This window comes from Microbulbifer sp. A4B17 (assembly GCF_003076275.1).
GTDB lineage: Bacteria > Pseudomonadota > Gammaproteobacteria > Pseudomonadales > Cellvibrionaceae > Microbulbifer.
Window position 1 is genome coordinate 1181981 of record NZ_CP029064.1, and the last position, 16074, is coordinate 1198054.

General features: G+C 45.4%; 17 protein-coding genes. 8 read left to right on the top strand and 9 right to left on the bottom strand.

Going from position 1 to position 16074, the window contains the following annotated elements; all coding sequences use genetic code 11:
- Positions 1–21 precede the first annotated feature (21 nt).
- From BTJ40_RS05155 to BTJ40_RS05170, 4 genes are all read left to right on the top strand, one after another.
- Complete coding sequence (locus BTJ40_RS05155; protein WP_108732084.1) at positions 22–1659, top strand: GMC family oxidoreductase; 1638 nt, start codon at positions 22–24, stop codon at positions 1657–1659.
- Entirely contained in the window at positions 1656–2459 is an 804-nt protein-coding gene (locus BTJ40_RS05160) for a putative RNA methyltransferase (protein ID WP_108732085.1), read from the top strand. The genes BTJ40_RS05155 and BTJ40_RS05160 overlap by 4 nt, the downstream gene beginning before the upstream one ends.
- Positions 2460–2537: 78 nt before the next feature.
- Entirely contained in the window at positions 2538–2993 is a 456-nt protein-coding gene (tadA, locus tag BTJ40_RS05165; protein ID WP_108732086.1) for a tRNA adenosine(34) deaminase TadA, read from the top strand.
- Positions 2980–3417 (top strand): ion channel, encoded by a 438-nt coding sequence (locus BTJ40_RS05170; protein ID WP_192879377.1) that lies wholly within the window; start codon positions 2980–2982, stop codon positions 3415–3417. Before tadA ends, BTJ40_RS05170 begins: the two co-directional genes overlap by 14 nt.
- A gap of 11 nt (positions 3418–3428) precedes the next feature.
- Here the strand turns inward: BTJ40_RS05170 and BTJ40_RS05175 are convergent, their stop codons facing one another.
- Positions 3429–4373, bottom strand: coding sequence for a glycosyltransferase family 25 protein (locus BTJ40_RS05175; RefSeq protein WP_108732087.1), 945 nt, complete (start codon positions 4371–4373; stop codon positions 3429–3431).
- Positions 4374–4526 carry a hypothetical protein gene (locus tag BTJ40_RS22165; RefSeq protein WP_157953897.1) on the bottom strand — a complete coding sequence of 51 codons (153 nt, stop codon included), beginning with the start codon at positions 4524–4526 and terminating at the stop codon, positions 4374–4376.
- 138 nt (positions 4527–4664) lie between these two features.
- Between BTJ40_RS22165 and BTJ40_RS05180 the strand changes: the two genes are divergently transcribed.
- Positions 4665–5861 (top strand): multidrug effflux MFS transporter, encoded by a 1197-nt coding sequence (locus BTJ40_RS05180; RefSeq protein ID WP_108732088.1) that lies wholly within the window; start codon positions 4665–4667, stop codon positions 5859–5861.
- A gap of 137 nt (positions 5862–5998) precedes the next feature.
- Here the strand turns inward: BTJ40_RS05180 and BTJ40_RS05185 are convergent, their stop codons facing one another.
- The gene (locus BTJ40_RS05185) at positions 5999–6499 is read right to left on the bottom strand and encodes a lactoylglutathione lyase family protein (protein ID WP_108732089.1); all 501 of its coding nucleotides are present in this window, start codon (positions 6497–6499) and stop codon (positions 5999–6001) included.
- A gap of 91 nt (positions 6500–6590) precedes the next feature.
- Between BTJ40_RS05185 and BTJ40_RS05190 the strand changes: the two genes are divergently transcribed.
- Both BTJ40_RS05190 and BTJ40_RS05195 read left to right on the top strand, forming a co-directional pair.
- Positions 6591–7460: a LysR family transcriptional regulator gene (locus BTJ40_RS05190; protein ID WP_108732090.1), complete on the top strand. Its 870-nt coding sequence runs from the start codon at positions 6591–6593 to the stop codon at positions 7458–7460.
- Positions 7451–8341 carry a nucleoside deaminase gene (locus tag BTJ40_RS05195; protein WP_108732091.1) on the top strand — a complete coding sequence of 297 codons (891 nt, stop codon included), beginning with the start codon at positions 7451–7453 and terminating at the stop codon, positions 8339–8341. The genes BTJ40_RS05190 and BTJ40_RS05195 overlap by 10 nt, the downstream gene beginning before the upstream one ends.
- A 21-nt stretch (positions 8342–8362) precedes the next feature.
- On the opposite strand, the gene BTJ40_RS05200 is transcribed toward BTJ40_RS05195, so the two are convergent.
- Positions 8363–9268: a LysR family transcriptional regulator ArgP gene (locus BTJ40_RS05200; protein WP_108732092.1), complete on the bottom strand. Its 906-nt coding sequence runs from the start codon at positions 9266–9268 to the stop codon at positions 8363–8365.
- Positions 9269–9398: 130 nt separating this feature from the next.
- Between BTJ40_RS05200 and BTJ40_RS05205 the strand changes: the two genes are divergently transcribed.
- A complete protein-coding gene (locus BTJ40_RS05205; RefSeq protein ID WP_108732093.1) occupies positions 9399–10019 on the top strand; it encodes a LysE/ArgO family amino acid transporter in 621 nt (206 codons plus the stop codon).
- A 95-nt stretch (positions 10020–10114) separates the two neighbouring features.
- On the opposite strand, the gene BTJ40_RS05210 is transcribed toward BTJ40_RS05205, so the two are convergent.
- From BTJ40_RS05210 to BTJ40_RS05230, 5 genes are all read right to left on the bottom strand, one after another.
- Positions 10115–11221: an acyltransferase gene (locus tag BTJ40_RS05210; protein WP_108732094.1), complete on the bottom strand. Its 1107-nt coding sequence runs from the start codon at positions 11219–11221 to the stop codon at positions 10115–10117.
- Positions 11222–11464: 243 nt separating this feature from the next.
- Positions 11465–11872, bottom strand: coding sequence for a DUF4259 domain-containing protein (locus tag BTJ40_RS05215; RefSeq protein WP_108732095.1), 408 nt, complete (start codon positions 11870–11872; stop codon positions 11465–11467).
- A 294-nt stretch (positions 11873–12166) separates the two neighbouring features.
- Complete coding sequence (locus tag BTJ40_RS23040) at positions 12167–12535, bottom strand: serine hydrolase domain-containing protein (protein WP_202862896.1); 369 nt, start codon at positions 12533–12535, stop codon at positions 12167–12169.
- 257 nt (positions 12536–12792) lie between these two features.
- Positions 12793–13959, bottom strand: coding sequence for a patatin-like phospholipase family protein (locus tag BTJ40_RS05225; protein ID WP_108732096.1), 1167 nt, complete (start codon positions 13957–13959; stop codon positions 12793–12795).
- Positions 13960–14511: 552 nt separating this feature from the next.
- On the bottom strand, positions 14512–15531 hold the full coding sequence (locus tag BTJ40_RS05230; protein WP_108732097.1) for a cytochrome-c peroxidase: 1020 nt from the start codon (positions 15529–15531) through the stop codon (positions 14512–14514).
- Positions 15532–16074: the final 543 nt, after the last annotated feature.

Here is a 16074-nt window from a genome sequence, read left to right on the forward strand (position 1 = left end):
CTAAAAAGGTGCTGAGGTCCCATGTCCACTCAAATGATTTTTGATTATGTGATCGTAGGTGCCGGCTCCGCCGGTTGTGTTTTGGCAAACCGGCTTAGTGCCGAAGAGCAGAATCGAGTTTGCCTCCTGGAAGCGGGTCCCAAAGATCGGAGCCCTCTAATCTCCATTCCTGTGGGTATTGGCGAGTTGTTACCGGGTACTCGCTATAACCTACACCACCATACCACGCCACAAAAGCACCTGAATGACAGGAAATTGTTTTGGCCGAGGGGCAGGACCCTGGGTGGTAGCAGTTCGATCAATGCCATGGTTTATATTCGCGGTAATAGCGACGATTATGATGGCTGGGAAGCAGCGGGTAATCCCGGTTGGGGCTGGCAGGGTTTATTGCCCTATTTCCTGATGTCGGAGGGCAATGAGCGGGGCACTGATGCACATCACAGTGGCTATGGCCCACTGTCGGTATCGGACCTGAAGTGGAAAACCCGTTCTGGTCATGCTTTTGTACGGGCTGCAGAGTCCCTTGGACACCGGCTAAATAATGACTTTAATGGCAGCCAGCAAAATGGGGTGGGATTTTACCAGGTGACACAGCGGCGCGGGCGCCGCTGCTCCGCAGCGACGGCCTATCTACACCCAATTGCCAGTCGCTCCAACTTGCGTGTGCGCACTAACAGTCAGGTAGCGCGAATTATTCTCAGAGGGGAAAAAGCGGCCGGCGTCGAACTGCTGGACGGAACTAGAATCCTGGCGAATAAAGAAGTGATTCTAAGTGCCGGTGCTATCCAGTCACCACAGTTATTGTTGCTGTCCGGTATTGGGGACCAGGACCAATTGCGTAACTTTGGATTGACGTCTCAGACTCATTTACCTGGTGTCGGCAAGAATCTGCAGGATCACCTGGATATTATCCAGGTGATGGAAGCCTCTGAACCGGTTAGTTTTTCTGAAGCGTTATGGCCAAAATTGCTTACCGCTCTGCGGCTGCCAGAACTGATCTTTTTAAATAAAGGGCCTTTGACTAATAATGTGGCTGAGGCAGGGGGCTTTGCCAGTTCCAGTTTGGCTGGGGGCAACCCGGATATTCAATTCCATATGACGGCGGTGCCGACCTTCCAGCATGGGCTTAATAAACGTACCTGTTATGGTTACTCCCTCCATGCCTGTGCCTTGAGGCCCAAGAGTCGCGGTGAGATCACCTTGGAATCCAGTGACCCACGCAAACTGCCGAGAATCGAGCCCAACTACCTGAGCGAGCCCGAGGATTTGCAGGTCATGGTGGAGGCGTTTGAAATGGCACAGGATATCCTCGCCCAGGAGGAACTGAGTCGCTACCAGAAAAAGTCCTTGCGCCCAGAGCAGAAGTTGAGTGATAGGGATTCAATCATCCACTATATTCGCCAGCATGCAGAAACCATCTACCATCCTGTAGGCACTTGCCGGATGGGGGATGATGAATTAGCTGTAGTGGATAACGAGTTAAAAGTACACGGAGTGGATGGACTGAGGGTTGTGGACGCCTCCATAATGCCCACCCTGATCAGTGGCAATACCAATGCGCCTGTGATCGCTATTGCGGAGAAGGCGGCAGATATGATTTTGCAGCGAACTCCGCGCTCGTTTGTAGAAGAGAATAGACACACTCAGGAAGTTGAATGATCTGGCAATGCCCACTCTGTGCTGCCCCCTTAACTTTAGGTAAAGATACTTGGCACTGTACCAATCGACATAGTTTTGATCGCGCGCGTGAGGGTTACGTCAATTTGTTGCCCGTTTATCGCAAGCGCCGCAAAGACCCCGGCGACTCCTCGGAGATGCTTCACGCGCGGCGGCGCTTTCTTCACGCCGGTTACTATCGCCCCCTGGTTGATAGTATTTCGGCGCTTTTGCCCTATAAGCCTGGCCGCCGTTTACTGGATATTGGTTGTGGAGAAGGGTATTACCTGCGGGAGCTTGAGTCTGCTGGCTGGCATGGTCACAGCCTTTCCGGTATCGATATCTCCAAATCCGGGGTACGTATGGCGGCCAAGCGCGATAGTGGCGCTCAGTTTGTAGTTGCCAGCACTGTGAATTTGCCCGTGGTCTCAGAGTCGGTGGATAACCTGCTGAAGATTTTTGCCCCGGCCCCAGATCATGAGATGGAGCGGGTGATAAAAACCGGTGGCCACCTGGTGGATGTATCGCCAGGCCCAGATCACTTGTGGACATTGAAGAAGTACCTATATAAAGAACCCCGTAAACATCTGGCACCCAAGGTGATCGAGAAATTGACGCCGGAAGTTGACATGCGCTGCTGTTTCCCTTTCGTACTGCAAGGAAAGCAAGCCATTTCAGATTTTCTCTCTATGACGCCTTTTGCCTGGAAGGGAAATCGTGAGGAACGACAGAAATTAGAAGAACGCGATAGCCTGGAGCTGGAGGCGGACTTTGTCATTCGTCGCTTTATAAAACATAACTGATACTCATTCATTGTTATTAGCACAGCTCTCGAATGAGGCGTTTGACAGAGATAAGGTAGAGGTAGAAAGAGAAGCTTTATGGCGACTCCCAGAGACTTTGGATTTATGCGGCGAGCACTGGAGCTTGCACAGCTCGCAGCTGAGCGCGGTGAAGTACCGGTGGGTGCAGTTTTGGTACAGGAAGGAAAAATCATCGGCGAGGGCAGCAACCGGCCAATTGGGAATTGTGACCCCAGTGCCCATGCAGAAATCGTCGCCCTGCGGCAAGCGGCAGATAAGCAACAGAATTATCGCCTGCCAAACACCACTTTATATGTCACGATTGAGCCCTGTACTATGTGCTTTGGCGCGCTGGTACATGCGCGGGTAGGGCGGTTGGTATACGGCGCCACCGAGCCCCGGGCCGGTGTTGTTGAGAGCCAGCTGGAATTGGCGCAGGCCAGTTTTTTCAATCATAAGATTACGGTGGAGTCGGGAGTCATGGCGGAAGAGGCAAGCAAATTAGTGCGCGAGTTCTTTCATGATCGACGCTGATCTGGCATTCGCTTTTGTGGTGAACTCAATCGTTGTCGCCACCGTCGTCCTGATTCACCACGAAGTGTTGAGTGCCCTTGCCCGCATCGGGCGCTGGATACCGATCAAGCATAACCTGGCGATTGTCCTGGGGGTGTTTGGTGCTCTGATCGCTCATGTGGCTGAAATATGGCTTTTTGCTTACTGCTACTACTTTATGGTGAATTCGCCCTATTTTGGCACTTTGGTGGGTAACTTTAATGGCAGCCTGCTCGACTGTGCCTATTTCTCATTCACCACATATACCTCACTGGGTTTTGGTGATATTGAGCCTCTGGGACATTTGCGTTTTACCGCTGGACTGGAAGCCCTCACGGGATTGGTGATGATTACCTGGACAGCGTCATTTATGTTTTTAAAAATGCAACGCTATTGGGAGAATTAATTACAGGCTCCTTAAGGTTTAATCCGCGCTGTACGCCCTATACGTTGCTTGGGCTTTTCTGCGGGGTAAAATTCTTTAGAGTGTTGCCACAAATATGCATGCCTTCCAATACTGCGCCAAAGCTTTCCAAATGGATGCAGCCAATAGAGCCATTGGGCGACTTTAGTCCGGTGGATATTGGATTTAACAATATTGGAGATGTGTTCATTCTCCCAGAGAAGGTGTGGCTCAACACCATATAATCTCAGATCAAATTGCCAGAAGTGATCGAATACTTTGTCGATGGGTTCGAAAATACGGTTGGCATAATTTAAGACTTTCTCCATACCCGCACGATTGATCAGGTATCCCTGGGCTCCGCACCACCCCCGTTCTGGTCGAACTAGTTGGTGAACACCATCGTTTAATACCTGAACGACTTTTCGCTTGCGTATCTTCAGACCCATCAGGCGAACCATCTCAATGTTTTCAGGTAGTTGTTCCAGCTCTGAGAGAATGCGACCGAATGAGGGCTCCAGCTGTACATCGTCTTCAAGAATACAGACTCTGTCTAAACCGGAGTGATATGCCCGACGAATGGCTCTCAAGTGGGCAAGGTAACATCCAATTTCCGAGCTTTTGAGCTCGCATAAATGGCGCCAGCGGGTGATGTTAGTCGCGATTTGCTCATCTGCCTCTAATTCAGGAATACCTGAGCGCCCATCGATTCCCTCAATCGTGTTGATATGCAGCCGTTGTATTTTTCCGGCACTAAGCAGGAGATCGACGCCCTCACTATTTGGTTGCAGCGTAATAACCCAACAAGGGGTGTTGGCGATGTAAGGCTGCCGACGGCGGCCGCGTGGAGCAATCGGACGCCTTGAGCTTAATGGAAGGCGCAGGCGCTGTCTTTTAGTTGTAGATAGCGTGTGCCGTTCAGGTCTGTTGCTGGTAGAGGCCACAGAGCGAGACAACAATTACTGACCCACCATAATTGCTAGAATGACAGGGCTGTCCCAACTTGAGGAATTGGCGGCAAGCCAGCGATCAATAGTGACCTGCAGGGTCTCGGTGGTTAAAACAGACACTTCATCAATAATACCGTTTACGAGCGGTATAGAAAGCGACATTGGCTTTTTGCTCCGCTGATCTTCTGGCCTTAAATAAAACTCTACTGAGCAAAGATAAGGTTTGACCTGTCAGTCCGAAACGCAGAGAGAAGCTAATTGGAGGCAGGGCTCCAGGGTAGGGCTAAATAGGGACTGTGGATGAACCCAGGCTTTATCAAAATGGCATTGGTACTGGGGCTCTTGAGCTCCGTCGGCCCTATGGCCATTGACATGTATCTTCCCGCACTACCGGACATAACGAAAGCCCTCGATACTTCAACACGGGTCGCGCAATATACTCTGATGGCCTACTTTGTTGCATTTGGGGCATGTCAGATTCTCTATGGTCCCACTTCAGATATGTTCGGCCGCAAGCCGCCGCTATATTTTGGCTTATCGCTTTTTACCATCGCTTCAATATGCTGTGCTTTAGCCCCAACTATTGAATGGTTGATAATTTTCCGGTTCTTTCAAGGAGTTGGTGCGGCTGCAGTGATGTCTATTCCCCGGGCTGTTATTCGGGACTTCTATACGGGGAAACAGGCAACCCGTCTTTTAACTACAGTAATGTTGGTATTTTCTATTTCACCTATGTTAGCTCCCTTGATAGGCAGCTTGCTATTGGTTCACTTTGGTTGGCGAAGTGTATTTATTGGTATTTCTATTGCAACATTTTTAAGCCTGCTATTAGCGATATCCACTCTTCCCGAAACTTTAAGTAAAAAAAATAGAGTTCCATTTAAACTGGATGCCTTGTTGGGGGCCTTTGCGGTACTACTGCGCGATCCTATTTATCTGGGATTGATAAGTATTGGAGGGTTTGGTTTTTCCAGTTTCTTTGCTTTTCTTGCATCGGCCTCATTCTTATATATGGAATACTATGGATTGCATCCCACTCAGTTCAGTTTGGCTTTTGCTTTAAATGCTATTAGCTTTTTCTTATCGAGCCAGTTTGCAGCTAATTTCGGTTCGCATTTTGGTCCGGTAAGGCTGGTTAAATGGGGAGTGGCTGGTTTTGCCCTAAGTTCAACTGTTATGTACCTGCTGGTTACAGCAGGCTTTGATCAGTTTGTATTATTGATGTTGATGTTGATGATATGCAATATGTTTTTGGGGCTTGTACTTCCCACTGTACTTATCTTATCTCTGGAGCAACACGGACCTATTGCAGGAACCGCGTCATCTCTGGGAGGGGCATTACAATTATCCATGGGTGCGGTATCGATTATTATAGTCAGCCTAATATTTGACGGCACTCCCGAGCCATTGGTCCGCGTTATCGCTGTTTGCAGCATTCTGGCATTAATGGTATCGATTTTTGTTCTGCGGCATGTCAAAAATATAGTGGCGGATTGAGGCCTGCCTGTAGAGCATTGCATAGCAATGTCGGTGTTTATATCGCGAAACCGGAAAGATTAGAAAAATCTGGCTCAGAGACTTCCCACATAAAATGCCGGTGGTCACCGGCATTTGAGAGGGCTTTGGAAAATTAATTAATAGGCACCTGCACTGTAGATTAATTCATAGCTGTGGCTGTAAAGTTCCAGAATATTACCGAATGGATCTTCCATATAAATCATACGGTATGGTTTTTCCCCAGGGTAATAATAGCGGGGTTCAGGCATACGCTTTTTGCCGCCTGCGGCTACAATTTTCTCTGCCAGTTCTTCCAGATTGGGATCTTGTACACAGAAGTGAAAGATTCCTGTTTTCCAATACTCGAAGTTGTCCTTAGGGTTTTCCTGATTGTTAAACTGGAACAATTCTATTCCGATCCGATCTCCAGTGGATAAGTGGGCAATGCGGAAGCTGCCCCAGTTAGGACCAAAAACATCGGTGCACATTTCACCGATGGCACTTTTGTCTTCATGGATTTCTGTGGGCTTCATAATCAGATACCAGCCCAATACCTCAGTGTAGAACTTAACAGCCTCCTCAAGATTTGGCACTGAAATACCTATATGGGAGAAGGTTCTCGGGTACACGCTACTCATTGCTATCTCCTTTGTTGAATGCCGGCTAAGTTACATCCATTGAGTTATTACGTATAATTATCATTTATTATATTTTTGAGTAATTTTCGTAATGATTAATCCAGTGTGGTTGCGGAGCTTTTGCACGCTAGCCGAAGAGGGACACTTCACCCGCACTGCGGACCGTTTACATATGACTCAGTCTGGTGTCAGCCAGCATATACGCAAGCTAGAGGAGCACTTGGGTGTCGCCCTGTTGGTCAGGAAGGGCAAGCACTTCACTCTCACTGATGCTGGCGACCGTCTCTACTGTGAAGGGCAGGGGATTGTGCAAAAGCTCTCTAATTTGGGACAAATTGTTGGTGAGGACCCGCCTCACCGTGGGGTTGTACGAGTGATGTGTCCCGGAAGTGTGGGGTTGAAGCTCTATCCAAAGCTTTTATCCTTGCAGAAGCTCCACAGGGGATTAGCAATAAGCTGCCGCTTTGCGCCAAACCTGGATGTGGAGAAAGCCATTGTAGAAAATGATGTTGATATAGGGTTAATGACAAGTCCTTCACAGGTGGAGGAAATTGACAGCAGGCCTATCGCTAGTGAAAAACTACTGCTAGTGACGCCCGCTGAAGTGGTATCCCCTGACTGGGAAAAGCTTTTGGCGTTGGGGTATATAGGTCATCCTGATGGTATACATCATGCGAGTCTATTATTGGGGGCAAACTTCCCACAATTTCGAAATCTAAATGTTTTCCAGCAAAAAGGGTTTTCCAACCAAATCAGCTTGATACTGGAGCCCGTTGGCATGGGTTTGGGATTTACTGTTTTACCGTCCTATGCGGTCAATGCATTTCGAAGACCGAAATTAATCAAGGCGCACAGCCTTGAGAAGCCCGTTAGTGAAACGCTTTTTTTGGCACTTAGGCGCACTCAGGTCGTATCCGCCAGAGTCCGCTTTATTATTGGTGAAATGGAGAAATGGCTCTAATTAGGCTCTTAAATATCAAAAAAATTAAGAGTTATAGTAAAAATAAAGTGTTGTTTTTTTTACTGCTATTTTTGTTAATGCCAAAATTTTCTATAGAGGCATTAGCGGAGAGTAAGAGCATTAGGGGGGAAAGTATTCGGGATGAGCAGGACAACTTACTGATGCTTTTCGCTTATTCCGTAGTTTTTCAGGATTGGGTAAACCCTACAGATCAAGATAAGAGAGGTCATAATATTGGCGCAGTCTTATTTGATGATAGTGTCAAGAGAGTAGCGGCTGTCCAGCTTAATTCAGTTTCAATTTGCAATGACAAAACCCAGCATGCTGAAGTCCGTTTAATGCAACAGTGCCTGGCTGAAAAATGTCTCGGGCAAAAAACTCAATATCTGACTCATGCCAATGTTGCGATTTATACCACATTAGAGCCCTGTATGATGTGTAGTGGCATGATGACTTTCCTTGGGGTTTTGCGAGTTGTCTACGGACAGACTGATCCCGATTATGGTCAAAGTATAGAACGACTAAAGCAGAGCTCTAATGAGAGCTGTGGCGGAGAAGATTCGCAGTGTATCGTGGATAAACCTGCGAATTATTATACTCGTCGTATAACTTCAGAACCTTCGAAGTTGTTAAAGAGAGAACAGCTGGACGGGGCTTACTTTGCCTATGAATTACAGCATGGCGACCATATCATTCGTTTCTTATTGACTGACGAAGCTAAACAAATTTATCAGCAAGCTTATCAGGACTTTAAAAATCTAAACGTTAGGCACAAGGAAAACAGGGCAATATACCGTCAAGCACTCTCAATCCTGAAGCAGCTGGAAAATGGTGAACTGCGGCTGGATTACTGTCCCTCTTGGCAGTTGCACCATCATTAAAATATAAATCCTGTGTTCAAGTTACGACTGTTGCAAAGCCTTTTGAGCTTGCTCCGTGAGGTTGATAGTAATCTGCTTGATCAACTTCGATTTTAAATTCCAAACATGCCAGTAAAGAGGAATCTCCAAACACTGGTCTTCTGCGAGTTTGACCAACTTTCCACTTTTTAGCAGGCTGGCTACCTGAATATCCGGCGCCATTCCCCAACCCAACCCCAAGGTTAAGAAGCTGAGGAAGCTCTTGGAAGAAGGTATTTCGTGGGACGGATACTGGCCGGTTTCCACACCCCAGAATTTTTTCAGGTAGCGGCTCTGTAGCCGATCCTTATAGTTGAACTCCACTGCCGGGGCATAGCGAAATTCATCAACATGAATGGGGTCTGAGAAAAACTTTTTCTTAAAAGACCTGGTACAAACCGGGTAGTAGGCCATATGACCAAGCAGTACTGATTGGCACCCCTGAAGATTACTGGTTGTGGAGCTGATACAGCCAATTACTTCCCCATTCTTCAACAACTCATGAGTGGCCTCCTGGTCGTCTACTTTCAGGTCCACCAAAAGCTGCTGGGATCGAATCAATGGTGTGATGGCGGAGAGGAACCAGGTATCCAAGCTATCTGAATTCAGTGCGATACGAACCTTGTTCTGGTTGCTATAGCGGGTCTTTCCCCCCTCAGGGTCGATATCAGTGAGAAGCTCCTGCTGTAACAAATGCATTTGCTGGTAGTACCCCAGTACTTTGAGGCCTGCTTCAGTGGGGCGTAAAGGATTGGAGCGGATCAGTAGCGCCTGGCCCACCTGGCTCTCCAGGGACTTGATTCGTTGGGAAATCGCAGACTGACTCACGTGGAGTAAGGCTGCGGCTTTGTCAAAACTGCGTTCCTCCACCACAAAGGCAAAGGCTTGGAGTTGCTTTAGGTCTAACATAAGAATTACTTATGAGGGATCAGTATAATTAAGTTTACTTATTCTAGTTTGCCTCTTAATCTCGCGCCACTATTCAGGCCCGCAGCCCTGCGGGCACTTCCAAATTAGAAAATGAAATACAGGAGGCATTGTGTTCTCAGGGTTGTTGCTGGCACCGCTCGCAAAAGGTTTTTTAACTACCATCAGTTTGATTATGGCGATTGGAGCGCAGAATGCGTTTCTGTTAACGCAGAGTATCCGTCGTCAATATCACTTTAGTATCGCAGCATTATGCGTACTGATGGATATTGCCTTAATTACTGGTGGTGTGTTCCTGGTTGCAAATCTCGCACAAGCGGGTGGCGATTGGATGATCTGGCTAACCTGGCTCGGTGCTGCTTTCCTTTTCTCCTACGGTGCCATGGCATTCCGTTCCGCCCTTACCAATAAAGGCTTGGGCGACCAAAAAGAGCGGATGAAATCCCGCCGTTCAGCCTTGATTACTGCGGTAGCTTTAACATTGCTGAACCCGCATGCCTATGTGGATACGGTTGTACTTATCGGCTCAGTAGGGGCCCAGTATGCAGGTAATGGGTCCTGGTTCTTTGTGCTGGGTGCATGTAGTGCCTCACTGTTGTGGTTCACTCTCCTCTCTGTGGGTGGCAGCATGATGCAGCCACTGTTTAAAAACCCCAGAACCTGGCAGGTACTTGATGTATTGGTGGGTATTATGATGTGGACTATTGCTGTCAGCTTACTGTGGGCACAGTAATCAATCGGTAGTAGTTATTAAAAACAGCTGTAGACTTATTGGTCTGCAGCTGTTTTCCAATTCCGGTTCCTTTCGAACTCCCAAAGTTCTACGCGCTAACTCTCTCTAATCATATTCCCTGATCTATTTAGTACGTTACTTCGATCGCTCAAATAGCGCCCAAGACGCATACAGGGCCTCTCCACCAACCAATAAACTGCTGCTGCCAGAGTAAAGCTAAGTAGGGTTACTACTAGAAGGACAGCTGACAGAGAAAAGCTTGCAAATCCTTCCCCCCAAGGTTGGGCTATCGCCCAGCTGCCGAGAAAGACAATGGTCAAATGAAATAAGTAAATGGAGTAGCTGATAGTGCCCAAAGCTGCTAAATGTCGCACAGGCTTCATTGGGAGTAATAGGAAAGCGAGAAAGATAACCAAAGCAATGAAGTGAGATGATGCAAAGCGAAAAGGAGTTTCGCTGATCGATCTACCTATCAGGTATAAGACTACAACGAGTAGCGGAATACAGAATGTGGAAAGTAGCCCCCAGAGCAAATAGCGGAAGCCGCACTTTGTTTCGTAGTAGTACCTGATCAGAGTACCGCAGAACATCACCGCAATAGCAAAGGGTAGGTAGGTGGTAGTCGCGGGCAGCTGGGATAAGGGGGTGGGCGCTAGCCCCAAAAGTTGTAGACAGACAAACGTCGATAGCGCTCCCCAGCACATCATGAGTAGGTAACTCGGGTTCCCTAAAAGCCGCAGACGAAACATCAGAGCGCAAAGACTATAGAAAATCAGTTCTGCGGTAAGGGTCCAATAGAGAGTCTGGACACTTTCAAAACCCATAAGAGCTTGCAGCATTGTGGTATTGGCCAGGACGGTACTTGCAGAGAATGTCCGGTCAGCTAATAACCATGCCAAGCCAATTGTTACAATCATGGATAGCCAATAAGCCGGGTACAAGCGGAAGAAGCGGCGAGTAGCAAAGCTTTTAAGAGGACGGTTTGATGCGAGAAGGCTATGGGGAATGACAAAGCCGGAAATCAGGAAAAAGCAAAGCACTCCTATCCGGCCAAAATCCAATTGACTGATAAACTCAGCCAACAGACTACCGTGCTGTTCGACATAGGGGTTGCGGATAAACACTTCACTACTGTGTTGCCAGACAACCAATGTTGCAGCCAGCCCCCGTAGTACATCGAGATTAATAAGGCGTTTGTTCATTGCTGGCGACCTATATCCTTGGTCAATTTCATTTTATCCTGCCCAGATTATGATAACTATGTCCTGGATGATGCCATACTTTCTAAGCCAGGTTTGGCTGTAAATTATTTACTCTTCGCTAAGAGAGTTAGTCGTTACTATTCCTTTTGCCCGTTGCTAGGGAACCTTGCATGTGGGAACTGGTGCTCCATCAACAGGATGAAGCACCATGCGTTTATTGAGGTTGACTAGTGTCGCCTTCTACTAGTCATTAATACGTACTAGTAAGTTGTCCATCTCAAAATGCCACTTTACATTTTCGCCATCTTCATCCCACAATTCTCTGAGTTCTGAATTTTCTCCAACAATTCGGGCTATGGTATCAACAGCTTTATTTGTAAGCTGCTTATCGGGGACAATATCTGAAGTTTCTACCCAGTTATCGATAGCTTCGGAATAAGCGCTTTTCTTACCCCAGTTTCCCTTTAACCTTGCAATAATCTCACATGCAACTAGTGCGGCACATGCATCATCATATTCCAAGTAGTCCTCTGACATTAAATCAATATCTATTGCCTGTTTAACTTTTTCAAGTCCCGGATTGTCCAGAAATTCACCTGACCAATCGCAAGCAGCATCATTTCCAAAAGCGTCCTCTGACCAAGCTCCCATAGCTAAACCCTTCTATATCTTATAAGTGACATTCTCACGGAGCTGTAATCCTATTGGTTTCTACTAAAAAGAATGCCGATTAATTCATATTGTTGACTCTTTACTGAGACACTGGTGGCAATTTATAGATTTCGAAATTTGGGATGTAATTTTCTGCAATATCATCTACGAACTGAATAGGTAATCTGCCAAGTAAGTTAGTGAGAACTACAATTGATACATTGTCCTTTGGATAGTGGATCATTGTGACAGCATTTCCACCACTAGTGCTAACCGCTCTATGCCTTTTCCTGTCTATAGCCTGCCAGCCTGTTGCGTATCCATTTTCATAATTATTAAAGTCTCTGGATTACCCCGCACTATGAGATCAGCTCTATACCCACTAAGTATTTCAGGAAGCCCCGAAGTATGGGTCATCAACTGTTGAATGCTGATTGATTTCCATTCCTCGGGTAGATCAGCAATATGTTTGCCTATCTCATCATCGAATGACAACTTCCCCTGTTCAGAAAGTTGTACCAGTGCCACACCCGTAAACGCTTTGGTCATGGAGTTTATAGGGAAGACAGTATTCTCTTTAACGGATACCTTATGTTGTATTTCAGCAAATCCATAATTTCTCTTCTTAACGATTTCCCCATTTTTATCACTGCTAGTTGCAATCCTGGAATATGGCGATCTTCCATGATCTGTTTTATTAGCCTGTTTGTAGAATCAGCATAGGTGGAGGTGGTAAAATATAGTAAGTAAAACGAAAGTATAAATTTTAGTAAATAATTTATTTTTTGCATACCAAGATTCTATTTATGCAGATTGTTTTCAATAACCTTATCTGTTAAATATTCTCTAGTAAATAGTTATGCTTACCCTGTTAAGTTAAAAAATCAATCTGCAATGTGAAAACACTTTTTGAGCAATTATTACCCATTTTTCTTGAGGTTGGTAACTACCTGGTTAATTTCCGTTTGGTTTTCACAGATAAGTCTGTCTGCTAGAACCTTCAAGCTGTCAATTGATTTGTAGTCAAATGGGTCAACATAAGGGTCGATAATTTCAACGTTCAAGTAGTTATAATTGATTTTCCCTTCAGAGCTGAGAGATTGTGCAATTTTCAGTGTGTATAATTGCTGGTCATCCATGGATCTTTGAACATTTGATATGAGATCCTGAATCCAGTTAATTTTCCCCCAGTTTTTCAAGCTCCGATAGTTGGTTTCCATTGTATTCAGAGGGGATGTACCGGCCCCAAGAATTAGTACATAATATTTTTTTCCAGGAAACTCCTCAATAATGTCATTCAATATAATACTGGTGGGGTTGTTTGCATATATGCCTGCATCGGCATAATAACGGTGATGAACATCCCGGCCAGTGGTCATAAAATCGACAGGAGGGAAAAGGGTTTCCGCACTAGCTGCAGCTGTGACTAGTTGGTACAGAGTATCTGTGGGTAGTTTTTTAACCTCTTCTCCGCGATTTTTAAAAAGATGTAGCTGACCTGTATGGATATTGAGAGAAGGTATGATCACGTAGTTTTTCAGGTCGGTGAAATTGGTTTCGTCGGTATAATGTTTCTCCATAGTGTCGCGTAATCGTTCGCCGCTAAAGCGAGGGGAGAAATATCCATTCCCAGTCAATAATTTGTGATACCAAGGTGTTGAGAATAAGTATTTACTTTCATTTTTATAGATATCAATAATTGCCTCGGTGTGTGACTGAGGGTTGGTGTTTTCAGGATGGTTGGTCTTAAAAGGTGCATGGGTCACATTTAGGCCGGAGGCAATGATAGCACCAGTAGATACCCCACTAAAAACATCAAACAACTCATCAATAGGCTTACCTGTGTGCTCTTCGATATGTTTAATGACATAGAGTGGTATCAATCCACGTATACCCCCTCCGTCTATAATCAGGATTCTAATAGTGTCTTTTTCTTTGAGGGATTCATTACTGTCGATAAACTCATCTGTAACCGGGTAAGCATTAAATTTAATGCTCTGGGTCAGGCGGTAATTGTATACATATACGAGCCCCACAAAAGCTACGATAAGTATTAAAAATGTGACTGCAACGTGCCTGATCTTCAAGGGGTGACCTGCGCTCTTTGATCCGTAATATAAAGAGTGCGAGAGGGCGAATTAGTTTTATTATTTTGAGTAATTAGGAGATGCTTTTCATTGTCTCACTCGCCATGGATTTCGGGTCTGAGCAAGCTCTTAGTGCCATAAATCTTCTTCATTTAGAAATATATCAATAATCGATTTACTCTCGGACACATTTGAAAAAAATTTACTTTTCTATCAAAACCTAAAAATACACATCATTAAACCTGAAATATCTATTTATAGAATATACAGATATTTAAAAAATATTCTTATGGTATCAGTTTTGCAGTAGTTCCTGATGACTGATCCCCATAACCTCAAAATAGTAGGAGGCAGGTGGCAACCGGATGACCAGTTCTCGGGCTTAAACCCAGCAGATATGGACACTATGTCATCTTATTAAAGGGTTATGAGTTCAGCCCTCGGCCAGTCCTGGAACAGGAACCGTCTAGTCCGGGATTGATAGCAATCGAACAATACTTTCGCAAAGAAGACGAACAAAGGAGCCCCACCCAGTCAAGGGTGGGGGCTACATCAGTTAGCTTGGTGCTCTAAAGCATTTAGAAAAGCAGCGATATCACTTACTTGCTGCTTGTTTAATTTTTGACCTAGCTGGTGCCAAGCCATATCGTAAATTGCTTGTTCAATGGTTTCTACGCTCCCATCGTGGAAGTAAGGCGCACTTCTACTAACGTCACGTAACATCGGAACCTTGAACACCATTTTATCGTTTTCACTACCTGTAACTTTATAGCGACCTAAATCTTCCTGGTGCGGATATTCATTGACTAACCCCATCTTCTGATACATGTTACCACCCAGGGTTTTACCATTATGGCAAGCCGAACAACCGGTGTTGATAAAGGTTTGCAGACCCTTTAACTCCTTTTTTGTCAGTGCATGATCGTCACCTTTCATAAAAGTATCAAAGCGATCATTTGTGATCAACGTGCGCTCAAATGCGGCAATCGCATGTGCAATGTTATTGTAAGAGATAGCATTGTCATGACCAAAAGCCTGCTTGAAACTCACTTGATATTTATCAATTTTTGAAATCTTTGTTTCAACAGCCCCTTCAGAGGGCATTCCCATTTCTACAGGGTTGAGAATTGGACCTTTTGCTTGTGCTTTCAGGTTTTCTGCTCGGCCATCCCAAAATTGAGCAATCTGGAATCCTGAATTCCAGACTGTTGGAGAGTTACGATCACCTTTAGTGCCGGGCAAAGCGCCAAGTGATGTCGCTTCATTGTCAACGCCCGAGCCATTGTAGTTCCCTACTTGATGGCAGCTGTTACAGGACTGGCTATCATTGACTGAAAGCCGTTTGTCCATGAACAGTGTTTTTCCAAGCTCAACCATAGCTGGGGTGTCATTCTCACTGCCTGGCATAGTTTCTGAGAGAGTGCCGAACATAATTTTTGATTGTTGACGTAATTGATTTATATCAACTTCGGCCGTTGCCGATACAGTTGTTGATAGCAAGCTTGCTGCCGCTATCAAGCTGCCAATGATTGGAAGCTTTAGATCTCTTTTCGAAAAAATTTTCTTAATCACTTTGGTATCTCTCCCATATCTCAAAAAACAATGACAACTAACCTATTTTGAATCAAAGTTAGGCGGCGCCACTATATAGGGAAGCTCGTTCAGCTGATACCATGATTTAACAAAAAAAGCTGCTGATTTTTGAATATCCAGAATTGTTCACAAAATATTTTTTCAAATATTATTCAGAACTTGGCCTATACATTGAGTGCACTGTATTTGACGAGATTGAAGTCTTGCTATTTACCTTTGAAAATTGCAGGGCAATTTCTGAGATGGGGAGGAAGTGTAGGGTTGAGGGGATACTTATTGGCATCTCCAAAGAGAAATGATTCGTATTTCTGCTAGTCGGTTGTTGGTGTAATATTTGCTCGAACGATAAATGACTCCTTAACTATCTGAATATGGTTAACTTTTTAGTTAGAGCTTTTAGGAAGCTTTTAATCTTATTGTTATATCTGTTTAACTTTTATATTGGCCTACGTACCCTAAATAGAGTCATTCCGCTATCTATCAAGCTACCGGGTTTAACAAGAATCTCTTCGATCAATCTCT

What these genes read in the sequence shown, in the direction of transcription:
- BTJ40_RS05155 (WP_108732084.1), top strand. Translation starts at nt 22, where the DNA reads ATGTCCACTCAAATGATTTTTGATTATGTGATCGTAGGTGCCGGCTCC.
- BTJ40_RS05160 (WP_108732085.1), top strand. Translation starts at nt 1,656, where the DNA reads ATGATCTGGCAATGCCCACTCTGTGCTGCCCCCTTAACTTTAGGTAAA.
- tadA (WP_108732086.1), top strand. Translation starts at nt 2,538, where the DNA reads ATGGCGACTCCCAGAGACTTTGGATTTATGCGGCGAGCACTGGAGCTT.
- BTJ40_RS05170 (WP_192879377.1), top strand. Translation starts at nt 2,980, where the DNA reads ATGATCGACGCTGATCTGGCATTCGCTTTTGTGGTGAACTCAATCGTT.
- BTJ40_RS22165 (WP_157953897.1), bottom strand. Translation starts at nt 4,526, where the DNA reads ATGTCGCTTTCTATACCGCTCGTAAACGGTATTATTGATGAAGTGTCT.
- BTJ40_RS05180 (WP_108732088.1), top strand. Translation starts at nt 4,665, where the DNA reads ATGAACCCAGGCTTTATCAAAATGGCATTGGTACTGGGGCTCTTGAGC.
- BTJ40_RS05185 (WP_108732089.1), bottom strand. Translation starts at nt 6,499, where the DNA reads ATGAGTAGCGTGTACCCGAGAACCTTCTCCCATATAGGTATTTCAGTG.
- BTJ40_RS05190 (WP_108732090.1), top strand. Translation starts at nt 6,591, where the DNA reads ATGATTAATCCAGTGTGGTTGCGGAGCTTTTGCACGCTAGCCGAAGAG.
- BTJ40_RS05195 (WP_108732091.1), top strand. Translation starts at nt 7,451, where the DNA reads ATGGCTCTAATTAGGCTCTTAAATATCAAAAAAATTAAGAGTTATAGT.
- BTJ40_RS05200 (WP_108732092.1), bottom strand. Translation starts at nt 9,268, where the DNA reads ATGTTAGACCTAAAGCAACTCCAAGCCTTTGCCTTTGTGGTGGAGGAA.
- BTJ40_RS05210 (WP_108732094.1), bottom strand. Translation starts at nt 11,221, where the DNA reads ATGAACAAACGCCTTATTAATCTCGATGTACTACGGGGGCTGGCTGCA.
- BTJ40_RS05215 (WP_108732095.1), bottom strand. Translation starts at nt 11,872, where the DNA reads ATGGGAGCTTGGTCAGAGGACGCTTTTGGAAATGATGCTGCTTGCGAT.